The following is a 13672-nucleotide window of genomic DNA, read 5'->3' as shown; positions in this document are numbered from 1 at the left end:
CATTTCAAAATCATTACAAATTACAGAATGTAACAGACACTTTAACAAACCGTTACTGATAGAGAAAATCCATTGACCGAAGAATGTATACTTAAAAGCATAGAGATTGGAACAGACGTTGAAACACGTTTGTAACAATCGAAGTGCTTTTTTTAAATCTTATTCCTTTTAAATATTAAGAAAGTATTAAGGTAAGAAAAATGCACAAAAAAACCAATTTCACAAACATTAAAGAAATGAAAGTAAAATTGGTTTTCGTACATTGACTGATGAATAAAATGAAATTGCACAAAGGCAATCAATTTATACGCAATCAATATAAACCTAGCAAGTTATATTATACCGTATATTGTTTGAATTTGTGTCATGGCTAAAATATCTTAATATTTTGGTTCGGAAGTAAAGAGAGAGTTTGTCTAAACATGAGCATCAGAATTTGTGCTTATTGGCTTTCGTTATGTAGCTCTAAAGAGTCTATGCTTTTCTTGATTGGCAATTAAGAATATAGCTATCATGCTGTTTAGAGAGATACCTTAATAAAGTATCCGCAGTGTTTATCCCTGTGAGCCACAGTTTAGCAGAACTGTTTTTATTGTCAGTAAAAACATCGTTGCATTGATTTAAAACATGTCTATAAGACATATAAAACTGAATAAAATTCAAAAATGTTGTTTTAGAAAATATATGTTATAATGAGTGTATGAAAAAGAGCCACAGCACAAACTATGGCTCCTAGCAAACCCGTTTTCGGCGGTGGCTAAGTTTTAGTTATTGGAAATAACCGTGACTCTCCAAAGTTCGACGGTTATTTTTTTCTGCTAATTTTTTCTATTAGTAGAACTACAAACGTTAGTAAACTGATGATAAAGATACCAAAAGCTAGTAACGTTTGCAGTGTGTCCGAAAGGGACATCAGGCATTTCCTTTCCTAGAATCTGGGTTTATAGTGATTACACCATAAGCACCACCTCCGTTCGGGATAGCCACCGTCTTAACTTGTTTGCTTCATCTAGTATAACATATGTAAAACCACTAAAAATCGGGTAACAATTGTGAACAAAACTTACTTCGCTTTTTTCTTTATAAGTTAGGCAATTTGCTCCTATGTCAATAAATGGCACATCTTTTTCTAAACACTCGTTCTAATTCTGTCGGAATTAAACCAACTGATGTAATTTGAGGTTCGGATTACCAAGTCCTCAAAATTGGAAAAAGTTGTTTGAAAGGCAAACTCTTTCTTCAACAATGAGTGAAAAGCTTCAATTGGCCCATTATCATAAGGATAACCTTGTTTTGAGTATGAGTGGCTAATCTGATGCCGTTCAAGTAAAGTTTCAACTTCGTTGCTGGTGTACTGTGAACCCATGTCAGAGTGAAAATAATGTGGCTTTTGATGACATTCAAGCGCCTGATTAATCGTTTCTACAACTAACGTCGCCTCCATCTGACGACCAATCTTGAAAGCAAGGACTTGATGAACCTTTGGTTCGTAAATAGAACTGAGATAAACCCAGGTTCCTGGACGTAATTCCAAATAAGTAATGTCAGCACGCCATATCCTTGCATTGGGCTGGTGCTTGATTAAATTGGGGCGTTGTGAATGATCCACATGAGTGCCAGGTTTTTTAAGTCGCCGATTCATTAAAGAGTGAATCTCCATTTCCCTCATTAATCGTAAAATTCGTTTTGACCCAACACAGATGCCTGACTTGCGAAGCACCATCGTTATTCGTGGATAACCATAGGCACGATAATTATTTTCCCAAATCAATTTAATTTTTTCTTTGAGCTGATTATCAACACGTTCGTGTTGACTAGGTTGATATCTTTTCCAATGGTAATAGGTGCTGCGCGGTAATTTCAGTGCCGAAAGAATAATTGATAAGCGGTGTCGCAATAACTGATTTTCATATGAAGACAAGGCAATTAATTCGTCCTAATGCTTTCCCAGTAACACTGCCGCAGCTTTTAAAATTTCAAGTTCCTCTTTTAATCGCTGATTTTCCTTTTGAAGTTGTTTGAATTCTTTGGACGTTACTTCAGTACCGTCTTCTAGCTCAACTGATTTAGCGCCTTTAACCCAGTTATGAATTGCGGCTGGAGAAACACCGTATTCCTCGGAAAGCGAGCGAATAGATCTTTTCTCTTCACGATGCATCTTCACAATGCTCGCTTTAAAATCATCTTGATATCGTTTCATTAGAATGCTCCTATCTTGTTTTATTAATTATGGCACAACTGTTCAGAAATTTATGTACCAAATACTAGGATAGGAGCAACTTATCACTATACTTGCCACATGCACCATGCCTTTGATAGTTATGGGGAAGTGCATGCATTAGCAGCGTTACTACCATGCCCATGGTTATATCTAGAGATTTTCCAAGAAATGTTAGCAAGAAAAGAATACTTAAAAGGCACACAACAAATTTATATTGATTTTGTTAATTCGTACGCTGATGAGACATTTCAAGCTTACGGTCATGAGATGATTCAATTATTAGATGACTTAGTGACTAAACATCAAGATGAACTTGATATGGATTTGTTGTTGCAACAATTTATGTATAGTAGTGCAGAAGAATTACGTTTCTGGCAAATGACATTATTGCCAGAAAAATGGGACAGCTTCACTACTGCGCAATCCAAATAAAGCGAAATTTGACCCAGATTTTTTTGTGATCACCGAATATCATTATTTTCATAATTAATACGTCGTAGTGCTATAATGAAAAGTGATTTGTTGCACAAAATTTTGATTAAGGGGTTACATCATGAATAAGAATTATATTGCGCGAATGCGGGAGAAAGTTGGTCATGAGGGCATGATTTTTGTTTCTGCGTTTGGGGTTTTATGGAATGACGCACACGATGCTATTTTGTTGGAAAAACGTTGGGATTCAGATGCTGGCTGGGGATTTCCTGGTGGATATCTTGAATATGGCGATTCTCCAATGCAAGCGGTTGTACGTGAATTTAAAGAAGAAACGAATATTGACGTTAGCGTAACCAGAGTCTTGGGTATCGCCACAAATGTGACGGACAAAAATTCTTGGGGTGATGCACAAGAAACGATTGGTATTGGTTTTGAAGTTGAACAGATTGGTGGATTTTTGCAAAAAGATGGCACAGAGACATTGGATTTGCAATTTGTACCCATTCATCCGGAACCAAAAATGTTTGTGCCTCAAGCGCAACAAACCCTGCATCGGATTATCACTGAAAATGAAGTTAGTGATCGACCATGGTTACGCGAAAATGGTGATTAATCTGTTTATTTGATATGCAATAATAAAAGGAGTGGCGATGAAAAATCGGTCCGTTTTGATTTTTCCAGACTTTAATTCAGTTGATCAAGCAACCATTCAGTCGATTCGACAAAAACATGATAGCTTATATACACATATTCGACCTCATGTATCGCTTGTGTTTCCTTTCAAAAGTAATGCCTCGGATACGAGTATTTGTGATGCGGTGCAATCTGTTGTGAAACGTCTTGAGTCGTTCACTCTAACACTGAATCGTGTTGGAGGTGACACGGATAACGGCTACGTCTGGTTATCCGTTGCGCAAGGCGCAGACATAATCAAAATGATACACGACAAGGTTTATGAACTGGATAATTTTGAGCCTTTTTACCGTCGTGATATACCGTATCAACCACACGTTACAATAGGACCATCCTTACAACCCAGTGAAGCGCGTCAACTCGTTAAGACACTAAATAAATCACAATGGCATATAACAGCTAAAATCGAATGTGTTGCTATTGAAAATATTCTTGCTAATGATGACTCTGAAATTTTGGCTTCATTTGAATTGGTGTGAATGTTTTTAGGATTTTACAAACAGTCAATTAAAGTGATTGGCTTTTTTTGTGCGTTGTGCACAAAAAACTAGTTATAATATAGATGTTTTTCAAAAATGTTTAAAAAACCGTATGCTATTATATTTAGTATCAAATACTAGGATAGGAGCAATATTTAACGTTATTGAATATTATGGCGGAGATTTTGTCGTAGGACTAGTAAACAATGTTCCCACAGGTGATTTAAGACTAGGTGTCATGTTAAACAATGCGGCATTTAAAGTGTTTGAATTATTCCTAGCTGCAATACTAGGTTTTCTTTTACCTGTTCCTAAGTATTTCAAAATTATATTTTCAAGACGAACGGTGAGATGGCTCATTATTTTATTGATCAGTTCAATATTATTGAGTATTTTTAATCCAGAACGTTTCTGGGAAGCTTTATTTATCGGAACGGCTGCTGCCTTTCCAGAAGAATTCATTTTTAGAGGAATTTTTTTAGGATATTTGTTGAAAATATTTAAATCAAGTAAGTACGGCGTGATTATCAGTCTAGTCATCTCAACAGTATTATTCTTTGTTTACCATTTTGGTAATATTTCAAACCAAAATATTGAGGCAACCATACTTCAAATGTTTGGTGTGGCAGGGATTGGGTTCATGTTGGGGTGTCTTTATGTTAAGACTGGTAGCTTACTAATTCCTATGATTGCTCATTTCTTTTTTGATTTTTTTCTGACTATTATGAATGGCATGCAAGTCTCCTATAAAACACAACAGTTTGATCCAAGTACGATTTCCGCCGTTATTTTACAATTTTTAATTTTTTTACTTATAGGAATAATGATTTTAAAAGCAAAACATTCTGGCGGTTGGAGATTAGCTAGGCTTATGTACTCTGAAAATGGCAACAAGTGACATTAACTTTTAAACATGTGGCCTAAATATCAATATTGTTAAAATTATAATGACTAGAGCAAAAATGGAAAAATCTGTTTTTGTTTTTTTATTTCAAATTATCAAAGTAGAGCGCTTTTAAAAAGCAATAAGTTAACACCAGATTATTCAATTACAGGATTATGAATAAATTCAATGAGGGATAAAGTTGCTACTTTTACTAGGGAAAAGCATATTTTGATTGACTTTTCGTGGCATAATAGAAGAATAAGATTATTAGCATTTTTTGATGATTAAAAGTTATGCAATATTAAATTAAGGATCCTTCAACCATGCCATCAGAATCAACAATTGAAAATCAATTTATTCATATTTTAAGCGAGCAAGAGAATCAATGGCGATATAGACCAGAACTAAAAACAGAAGCTGATCTTTGGGATAATTTTAGAAACCATCTTAATCGTTTGAATACTGCTTTGTTAGAAGGTGACCTCCTAACTGATGTCGAGTTTGATCGTGTAAGAGTTGAATTTTTGCGTTTAACCAGTTCACCTTTTTTAGCTTCACAATGGTTGCGAGGTGAAAATGGTGTTGCTCAAATACTGTTAGAACGAGAAACAGGTGAGCGGATTAGTCTTGAGGTATTTCGCAATAAAGATATTGCCGGTGGCACCTCAGCGTATGAGGTTGTTAACCAGATTGTGCCAGATACTGAACGCAGCACTAGAGGTGATGTGACACTGTTAATTAATGGTTTACCCATTATTCATATTGAACTAAAAAAAGAATCTGCAAAAGATGGTTACATGCAAGCTTATCATCAGATTCAGCGGTATGCTCAAGATGGTTTCTTTAACGGTATTTATGCGGCAACGCAACTCTTCGTTGTTTCGAACAAGGTTGATACACGATATTTTGCTCGTCCCAGTGAAGATACTGATGCCGCTTATCAGCGAATGGCTAAGTTTTTGTTCAATTGGCGTACAGAAGAAAACGTACCGGTTCCTGATTTGTTTGATTTTGCTCGTATTGTTTTGAGAATACCTGATGCCCATGAATTAATTAGTCAATATACGATTTTGGTTGATGATCAGAAAAACCAAAAGTTTTTGATGGTTCTTCGACCATATCAAATTCATGCCATTCGTAAAATTAGAAAACAAGCCGCGCTGCATGAAGGTGGCTTCATTTGGCATGCGACTGGTTCTGGTAAAACCATTACCAGTTTTGTGGCAACAAAGTTGTTAGCACAGAACGCAATTGGCGTTGACCGCACAATAATGGTGGTTGATCGTAATGATTTAGATTCACAAACGCAAGATGAATTTACCAAGTTTGCTTCAGAATATCATACTGGTCAAACAACGGGGAACACCATCAATAATACTTTAATTGTTGGGATTAAAAATCAACATCAGTTAGCTCAACAGTTGTTGTCCAAAAAGAATAACAACACGATTATGATTACAACCATTCAAAAGCTTTCAGCAGCGATGCGTTCCGCACAGGCAGAAAGTGAAACCAATGGTCATAACCAATTTGATCGTTTGCGAAAAGAGCATATTGTTTTCATAGTTGATGAAGCCCATCGTGCTGTTAGTGATGAAGAAATGCGTCGCATTAAAAAGATATTACCAAATTCAACGTGGTTTGGTTTGACAGGTACACCAATTTTTGAGGAAAACAAAAAGCAAGAAAATGGCACGTATGCCAGAACTACCGAGCAGCAATATGGTGATTTATTACACGCTTATACAACAAAAAACGCCATGGATGATCAAGCGGTACTAGGATTTCAAGTGGAGTATCATTCATTATTACCTGAAGGTGATCAGGAGCAAATCGTTGCACGAGTCAATCATGACGATGTTCCTGATGCGTTGGTTGAACAAGAGCGCCTATTGCCAAATGAAATATACGAGACAGATGAACACATTCGTGCCATGTTGCTCAAAATATTTGATCGGCGCAGTCTGATTAAAAAGTTTAAGGTGCAAAATGGTTATCCAACGATGTCTGGCATCTTAACAACTCATTCTATTGCTCAAGCTAAAAGAATTTATGCTATGCTGCAAAAAATGAAGCAAGAGGGGACATTGATAACGGGACGTCAATTTGATGAACGTCATCAACTCGTAGATCATGATTTTCCTCGAGTCGCAATTACTTTTTCGACAAATCCTGATCAACAAGAAAAAAATCACACAGATGATGACTTACTTCGAATTATGGCTGAGTATTCAGAACAATATGACACACCAGCTTATACAGACGAAAAACGATATAACCAAAACATCAATAAACGTTTAGCACGAAAAGAAAAACAATATCAATCCGATGGTCAGTGGTTAGATTTAGTCATTGTTGTTGATCGCTTATTGACTGGCTTTGATTCACCAACAATTCAAACATTATATGTTGATCGTGAAATGAAGTATCAAAAATTATTACAGGCATTTTCTAGAACCAATCGTATTTACTCTGGTAAAGATGCAGGTATGATTGTGACTTTCCGTAAGCCAGAAACGATGAAAGAGAACGTTCAAGACACTTTTAGATTGTTTTCTAATGAAAATCAAAACTTTGAGGCATTAGTTCCCAAAGAATATAGCGAAGTAAGAAGCGAGTTTGATGATTTAGTTAATCAGTACTTCCAAGCAGAAGTTACTTTAGAAGAAAATCCCGGGCATTTACCAAGTATGATTGAGCAAGTTAAAGCCTATCAAAAGTTGGAAAATTCCTATAAGGCATTGAAGAGCTATGATGATTATGAAAATGAAGCCGATGATTTGGCACCGATTATCAATCAATTGCCAACCTTCCAAGGCAAAGCAGAAAATCTAAAGGCTGAGATTAATCAGAAGATTGATGACGACGACAATGAGCAATTAGATATCGATCAATTATTAGCTGATATTGTATTTTCATCAACACAAAATGCAACTCATAAAGAAAACGTTGATAGTTTTTATATTAATCAGTTACTCAAAGCGATTCAAGATAGAGAAGCAGGGGCACTAGCAAAGTTTGATAAAGAAATTTCCGCAAAAGACCCCTTAGTTCAACCTTTGTATCACGATTTAAAAACAAAGGTTCTTGAAAATGATAAGCAGGTTGATGTGGTTGCCTTAAAAGAAGCCGCCATTCAGGCACGTATATCAGAATTAACTGAAACTCAAGCAAATGAATTTGGGTTGTCTCTTGAATTTTTGCAATCGGCAGTCAACGAATATAGCAGTGATAAACAAGTAATTCCTTATTTATCTGATATATTAGATACAATGACTTTATCGAAAGCGGACTTTGAGTCTCAAACTGGTGAAAAATACCGTAAGCGTACCAAGATTATCGAACAACGTTTACGTGAACATTTTGATCTGATTCAAAAGTGGAAAGAAGAATTATAATGGCAACAGGTTTAGAACAACAACTATGGGCAGCTGCAGATATTTTACGCGGTAAGATGGATGCGAGTGAATACAAAAATTATCTATTAGGATTAGTTTTCTATAAATATCTGTCTGATTCAGAATTACGAGAAGTTTACGAACAAGAAAATGGTCAAACGACTGATTTTCCAACACGTAGCATTCAATATCAAACATTGATGGATTGGTTTGAAGACGATTCAGAAGAATTAACCGAAATTATTCAACTGCAAAAAGGCTATTTCATCAAACCAGGTCAATTATTCTACACCTATCGTCAGCAAGCAGATCGTTATGAATTTAATTTAACGGACTTGCAGGCTGGCTTCAATGAATTAGAGCGACAAGGTGACCAGTTCAAAGGTTTGTTCGCAGATATTGATTTAAATTCAACCAAGTTGGGATCGAATGCGCAACAACGTAATGTGACCATCACTGAAGTATTGCGTGCTTTGGATGAAATTGATTTATTTGAGCATGACGGTGATGTGATTGGTGATGCCTATGAATATTTGATTGGTCAATTTGCGGCGGGGGCTGGTAAGAAAGCGGGAGAATTTTACACGCCACAAGCAGTATCTCGCATCATTTCAGAAATTGCCGCAATTGGCCAAGAAGACCGTGCGCCATTTCATATTTATGATCCGACAATGGGATCAGGGTCTTTGATGTTAAATATTCGCCGATATTTGTCTAACCCTAAGCAAGTTCATTATCATGGTCAAGAACTGAATACTACAACATATAACTTAGCGCGCATGAACCTGATTTTACATGGTGTTGATCAAGATCGTATGAATCTAAATAATGGTGATACATTAGATGCGGATTGGCCAACAGAAGAGCCACATCAATTTGACGCCGTTGTGATGAATCCACCTTATTCGGCAAAATGGTCAGCAGCTGATAATTTTTTATCAGACCAACGTTTTGAACGTTTTGGTAAACTGGCACCTAAGTCGAAAGCTGACTTCGCTTTCTTACTGCATGGTTTCTATCATTTGAAAGATAGTGGCACAATGGGAATTGTTTTGCCACACGGTGTATTGTTCCGTGGTGCAGCAGAAGGCACTATTCGTCAAACATTACTTGAGATGGGCGCTATTGATGCAGTGATTGGTTTACCAGCTAACATCTTTTATGGCACAAGTATACCAACAACGGTCATTATTTTAAAAAAGAATCGCTCAAGTCGTGATGTTTTGTTCATTGATGCTTCACAAGATTTTGATAAGCAAAAGACACAAAATGTTCTGTCACCTAAACATATTCAAAAGATAGTTTCGGCGTATAAAGAACGGACTGATACTGAAAAGTATTCACATGTTGCAAGTTATGATGAAATTAAGGAAAATGATTTCAACTTAAACATTCCACGATATGTCGATACATTTGAAGATGAAGCACCTGTGGATTTGATACAAGTCAGTGATGAAATTTCAAAAATCGATCATGAGTTGTCAGAAAAGCAATCAGACTTGTTAGCAATGATGAACGCACTAGCAGTGAATAAGGAAAGTCAGTTAATCATTGAATCAACTAAGCGTATTTTGGCAGGTGGAGATCATGAGTAAGAAGACACCTCAAATTAGGTTTAAGGGTTTCACAGACGATTGGGAAGAGCATAAGTTGGGAGATTTATCTCAAGATACTATTGGTGGAGGAACTCCGAAGACATCAGTAACAGAATTTTGGAATGGGGAAATACCTTGGATTCAAAGTAGCGACCTTGCTAATGATAAATTATATGGTGTATTACCTAAAAAATTTATTACTGAAGATGCTGTTAAAAATTCAGCTACTAAACTTATACCTGCGAATTCAATAGCGATAGTTACTAGAGTAGGCGTTGGTAAATTAGCCTTTATGCCTTATGAATTTGCTTCAAGTCAAGATTTTTTATCATTATCAAATCTTCAGGTTGATTGTAATTTTGGAATGTACTCAATTTATAAAATGTTGCAAAGAGAACTGAATAATGTCCAAGGTACATCTATAAAAGGAATTACCAAAGCAGACTTATTGGATAAAGAAACTTTTGTTCCGATAAAAGTTGAAGAACAACAAAAAATTGGGTCATTCTTCAAACAACTCGATGATACTATCGCTCTTCATCAACGTAAGTTAGATTTACTCAAGGAACAGAAAAAAGGTTTCTTGCAAAAAATGTTTCCAAAAAATGGCTCAAGGGTTCCTGAATTGCGATTTTCGGGATTTGCTGACGATTGGGAAGAGCGTAAGTTGGGAGACGAAGTTCGAATAGTGATGGGACAGTCTCCTAATTCAGAAAATTATACTGATGATCCTAATGATTATATTCTTGTGCAAGGTAATGCTGACATGAAAAATGGTCGTGTTTTCCCGAGAGTATGGACAACTCAAGTTACTAAACAAGCTGAAAAAGATGATCTCATTCTAAGTGTCCGAGCACCGGTTGGAGATATTGGTAAAACAGCTTATGACGTGGTTATTGGTCGAGGTGTTGCTGCCATAAAAGGTAATGAATTTATATTTCAAAATCTTGGTAAAATGAAGTCCGACGGGTATTGGACTAGATATAGCACTGGATCAACATTTGAAAGTATTAATTCTACTGATATTAAAGAAGCTATAATAAGTGTCCCTGCAATTGAGGAACAAAACAAAATCGGTTCATTCTTCAAGCAGCTGGATGATACTATCGCTCTTCATCAACGCAAGTTAGATTTGCTCAAAGAACAGAAAAAAGGTTTCTTACAAAAAATGTTTGTCTCATGAGGAGAGACAATAAATAATTGAATATTATATTAAGTTCAGACAAATTAGTTTGGGCTTTTTTTTATGGAAGTTGGTAGTCAATGAATAATTTAAACATAAATGCTAAATATAAACACAGGTTTAGCATAGATGATGAAAATTTGTTATCTACCGACATAACGCTTATTAAATGGTTTAATGAGCGACAAGGTCTTATGGGTTTGCTCACAGAAGAAAACTACAAAGCGCCTAGTGAGTATATGCGTACTGAATATCATCAGTTAGAAAGGACGTTTAAGCGATATTATGAGTGAAAAAGAAAAAGCAGAGGATAAGAAAATATCCTTAGCTGTGCAAGGTAGTTGGTCAAACAAGCTATCACGAGTACAATATGCACAACTAATTGAAGATTTACAACCTTTGCGTGATAAGTACGACATTACAGTGTCGGTAGATGCAAAACTTTAATTTAAAATACAGGAGAATTTAGAAACATGGTTAAAGCAACAATTAACAATTTTGAGAGCCTAGCGCTTTCTGGTAAGACTTTAGGAAACTTAACTTATTCAACTCGCAAGAGTGTTGGTAAGAGGAGTGATACAGATACGGCCGTTGTCAATATCAATGGGAGTCTTGACACACTCAACATTGAGCCACAGGCTGGTTTTGATTTTGGTATGAAGTCGAAGACACCACTTAAATTAGTGAATGGTAAGCTATTGGCAACCGAAGCTCGTAGTAATGGTCGGTCAGCTATTGTGCAAGGTATTCAAGGTTCTTTGTTACCATTAACTGATCCCGCCACTGATGAATTTAGTGAAGATGAGTATGATATGGTCTTTGTGACTGGTAAGGATAATAAGCCAGTTGGTCGTGTACGTTCCGCTGATGCCTTTGATAGTCATGATTTAGAATTGTTTGATACTGAAGCTATTTTGAAGCGTGACTATCGTGGTCAGTTGGATCGTGATCCTGACACTGGCGAAACAACTACCACAGGTTACAGTCTTGATTTCACTCAAACAAAAAAAGGTGATGATGAAATTGGTCATCTTATCCGTATTATTTTGTCAAAAAATGAATTTGAGCGTTTACGCCCTAATTTGAAAGCCTATGGTAAGTATGTGCCACAAGGTTTGAAGTTAGCTTTTGTTGGTAACGAAACAACCAACTGGACGATTTACGCTGATACGCTTGTACCTTTGGAAGAAAAGGTAACTGAAAAGCCAGCACAAAATCAAAGCAAGGCAACGACTAATCAAGCCGACAAAGCAAAAGGTTAATAGCTCAATAATATAGTAGAAAGGTTAAAGGCTGATTTAACAATTGGTCTTTTTTAGTTGTTGCAATGGCACAGAAAATGATTTATTTTAGCTTTATGTTTGGGGTTTGGCTCGTCTATGTTGGGTCTATGTTCCCTATATTTTTACTTTTTATGAGTTTGGGTCAATCACTACATGTCGCTATGATAGTTGCCAGTGTTTTGACTTTTTTATTTATTATCGTTCAACGAACCTTTAGAGGTTTACATTTAATCAATCAAATACAAAAGAATATTTGAGAGAAAGGGTAGGTTACTAAATTAGTAGCCTTTTTTATTTAAAAATTATGCAAAATTCAAAAACGTATAAATTATACAAATCTGGTAAGCTCTGGGTTGTTGGGGCGGTTGCAGTAGCTGGTGTTGCTGTGAGTTCTAATGTAACACATGTCAGTGCTGATACTGTTTCAAACGCTGATGCACAAGCTGTTCAAACGACTGATGCCACGCAAAATGACAAGCAAGTTCAATTAACTGCTTCATCAACTGATACGGCTACGGACAAGGCGACAACTGATGATGCCACTAAAACTGCAACTGTTTCATCAACTGCTGAAAAAAGCACAGTGCCAACAACGGCTGGTTCAAATGTGACACAAGACCAAGCAAAAGGTGCAGCCGATAAGGCACAAGACACCGTTAAGAGTGATGCAGACACCGCTTCAAAAGCTGGCGTTGATGTGACCACTGGTAAGACAACTGATGTCACAATCAATGATGACAACGCTTCATCAAAGACAAATGAAGTTTTGTCTGATTTGAATAAGCAAGACCAAGCTGTTAAAGATGCCACGGCAAAACAACAAGCAAACGATCAAGCCTATCAAACGGCAACTACTGAACAAACAGATGCGACTAAGCAAGGTCAAGCCGATTTAGATAAATCAACGTCTGATTTAGACAAGACAGTTGATGATGCTAAGCAGGCAGGTATTGATGTCAGTGTTGAAGTTTCACAGACTGCCCCAGAATACAAGTCATTGAAAGGGATAGAGGATCAAGATTTATTAGATGCAATGGCTTATAACATTGATTTGTACAATAAGGCGATTGCGGACGGTGTCGCAACACAAAATCAAGACGCACAAACTTTGGCTAAGTTGACGGCTGAATATCAAAAGCAAGTCGCTGATTATCAAGCCAAAAAGGCAGCCGTTGATAAGGCAAACGCTGATAAAAAAGCAGCCTATGATAAGGCAGTGGCAGGGTTTGAAAAGGCTGTTAATACCGAAATTAGTATGAGTGCTCAGACACAAACTGATGCTTCAAGTGGTCAATACAAAACCTTTATGACTTCTACTGTTAATCAAAAGACAGGGGAATTCACGCTTGAACATGATATGAATGACGGTGTCAATATTATTGGTCATGGCGTTCTAAAGGGTAAGGTCAATTGGAAAGTTGTTGCCAATGGTGACGGTTCAGAAACAATCACAGTTTCATCAATTGAGCTGTATTCGTACACTTATACGAACTATTATC

The 13672-nt window shown here is 36.5% G+C and carries 12 protein-coding genes and 1 pseudogene; 11 read left to right on the top strand and 2 right to left on the bottom strand.

The features are described from left to right. Positions 1 to 805: 805 nt before the first annotated feature. Positions 806 to 913: a putative holin-like toxin gene (locus tag IEU71_RS10215; protein WP_004902735.1), complete on the bottom strand. Its 108-nt coding sequence runs from the start codon at positions 911 to 913 to the stop codon at positions 806 to 808. Between the two features lie 216 nt (positions 914 to 1129). Beyond that, positions 1130 to 2200, bottom strand: a pseudogene (locus IEU71_RS08755) (IS3-like element IS1163 family transposase). Positions 2201 to 2248: 48 nt separating this feature from the next. On the opposite strand from IEU71_RS08755, the gene IEU71_RS08750 reads away from it, so the two are divergent. From IEU71_RS08750 to IEU71_RS08705, 11 genes are all read left to right on the top strand, one after another. Next, the gene (locus IEU71_RS08750) at positions 2249 to 2653 is read left to right on the top strand and encodes a thiaminase II/PqqC family protein (protein WP_308738284.1); all 405 of its coding nucleotides are present in this window, start codon (positions 2249 to 2251) and stop codon (positions 2651 to 2653) included. A gap of 121 nt (positions 2654 to 2774) precedes the next feature. Beyond that, positions 2775 to 3269, top strand: a complete 495-nt coding sequence (locus tag IEU71_RS08745) for an NUDIX domain-containing protein (RefSeq protein ID WP_004910580.1) — start codon at positions 2775 to 2777, stop codon at positions 3267 to 3269. Between the two features lie 37 nt (positions 3270 to 3306). Then, the gene (locus IEU71_RS08740; RefSeq protein WP_004910582.1) at positions 3307 to 3828 is read left to right on the top strand and encodes a 2'-5' RNA ligase family protein; all 522 of its coding nucleotides are present in this window, start codon (positions 3307 to 3309) and stop codon (positions 3826 to 3828) included. Between the two features lie 37 nt (positions 3829 to 3865). Continuing rightward, positions 3866 to 4726 (top strand): CPBP family intramembrane glutamic endopeptidase, encoded by an 861-nt coding sequence (locus IEU71_RS08735; RefSeq protein ID WP_233539826.1) that lies wholly within the window; start codon positions 3866 to 3868, stop codon positions 4724 to 4726. Between the two features lie 311 nt (positions 4727 to 5037). Then, complete coding sequence (locus IEU71_RS08730; RefSeq protein ID WP_004910587.1) at positions 5038 to 8112, top strand: type I restriction endonuclease subunit R; 3075 nt, start codon at positions 5038 to 5040, stop codon at positions 8110 to 8112. Further along, entirely contained in the window at positions 8112 to 9707 is a 1596-nt protein-coding gene (locus IEU71_RS08725; RefSeq protein ID WP_004910588.1) for a type I restriction-modification system subunit M, read from the top strand. The genes IEU71_RS08730 and IEU71_RS08725 overlap by 1 nt, the downstream gene beginning before the upstream one ends. Continuing rightward, positions 9700 to 10890 carry a restriction endonuclease subunit S gene (locus IEU71_RS08720; RefSeq protein WP_004910590.1) on the top strand — a complete coding sequence of 397 codons (1191 nt, stop codon included), beginning with the start codon at positions 9700 to 9702 and terminating at the stop codon, positions 10888 to 10890. The genes IEU71_RS08725 and IEU71_RS08720 overlap by 8 nt, the downstream gene beginning before the upstream one ends. A gap of 285 nt (positions 10891 to 11175) precedes the next feature. Continuing rightward, complete coding sequence (locus IEU71_RS08715; RefSeq protein WP_004910592.1) at positions 11176 to 11337, top strand: hypothetical protein; 162 nt, start codon at positions 11176 to 11178, stop codon at positions 11335 to 11337. 26 nt (positions 11338 to 11363) lie between these two features. Continuing rightward, positions 11364 to 12152 carry a hypothetical protein gene (locus IEU71_RS08710; RefSeq protein ID WP_004910594.1) on the top strand — a complete coding sequence of 263 codons (789 nt, stop codon included), beginning with the start codon at positions 11364 to 11366 and terminating at the stop codon, positions 12150 to 12152. Between the two features lie 65 nt (positions 12153 to 12217). Beyond that, positions 12218 to 12430, top strand: coding sequence for a hypothetical protein (locus IEU71_RS10290; RefSeq protein ID WP_036058481.1), 213 nt, complete (start codon positions 12218 to 12220; stop codon positions 12428 to 12430). A gap of 47 nt (positions 12431 to 12477) precedes the next feature. Continuing rightward, on the top strand, positions 12478 to 13672 hold a 1195-nt coding region (locus IEU71_RS08705; protein WP_188349642.1), incomplete at its 3' end, for a KxYKxGKxW signal peptide domain-containing protein.

Origin of the sequence: Leuconostoc falkenbergense, from assembly GCF_014634805.1 — a bacterium.
GTDB lineage: Bacteria > Bacillota > Bacilli > Lactobacillales > Lactobacillaceae > Leuconostoc > Leuconostoc falkenbergense.
The sequence above is the reverse complement of the archived record's forward strand: the minus strand, read 5'-3'. Positions and strand labels throughout refer to the sequence as shown.

Excerpts from the sequence above, each read along its gene's own strand:
- IEU71_RS10215 (WP_004902735.1), bottom strand. The coding sequence starts at position 913 with ATGTCCCTTTCGGACACACTGCAAACGTTACTAGCTTTTGGTATCTTT.
- IEU71_RS08745 (WP_004910580.1), top strand. The coding sequence starts at position 2,775 with ATGAATAAGAATTATATTGCGCGAATGCGGGAGAAAGTTGGTCATGAG.
- IEU71_RS08740 (WP_004910582.1), top strand. The coding sequence starts at position 3,307 with ATGAAAAATCGGTCCGTTTTGATTTTTCCAGACTTTAATTCAGTTGAT.
- IEU71_RS08730 (WP_004910587.1), top strand. The coding sequence starts at position 5,038 with ATGCCATCAGAATCAACAATTGAAAATCAATTTATTCATATTTTAAGC.
- IEU71_RS08725 (WP_004910588.1), top strand. The coding sequence starts at position 8,112 with ATGGCAACAGGTTTAGAACAACAACTATGGGCAGCTGCAGATATTTTA.
- IEU71_RS08720 (WP_004910590.1), top strand. The coding sequence starts at position 9,700 with ATGAGTAAGAAGACACCTCAAATTAGGTTTAAGGGTTTCACAGACGAT.
- IEU71_RS08715 (WP_004910592.1), top strand. The coding sequence starts at position 11,176 with ATGAGTGAAAAAGAAAAAGCAGAGGATAAGAAAATATCCTTAGCTGTG.
- IEU71_RS08710 (WP_004910594.1), top strand. The coding sequence starts at position 11,364 with ATGGTTAAAGCAACAATTAACAATTTTGAGAGCCTAGCGCTTTCTGGT.
- IEU71_RS10290 (WP_036058481.1), top strand. The coding sequence starts at position 12,218 with ATGGCACAGAAAATGATTTATTTTAGCTTTATGTTTGGGGTTTGGCTC.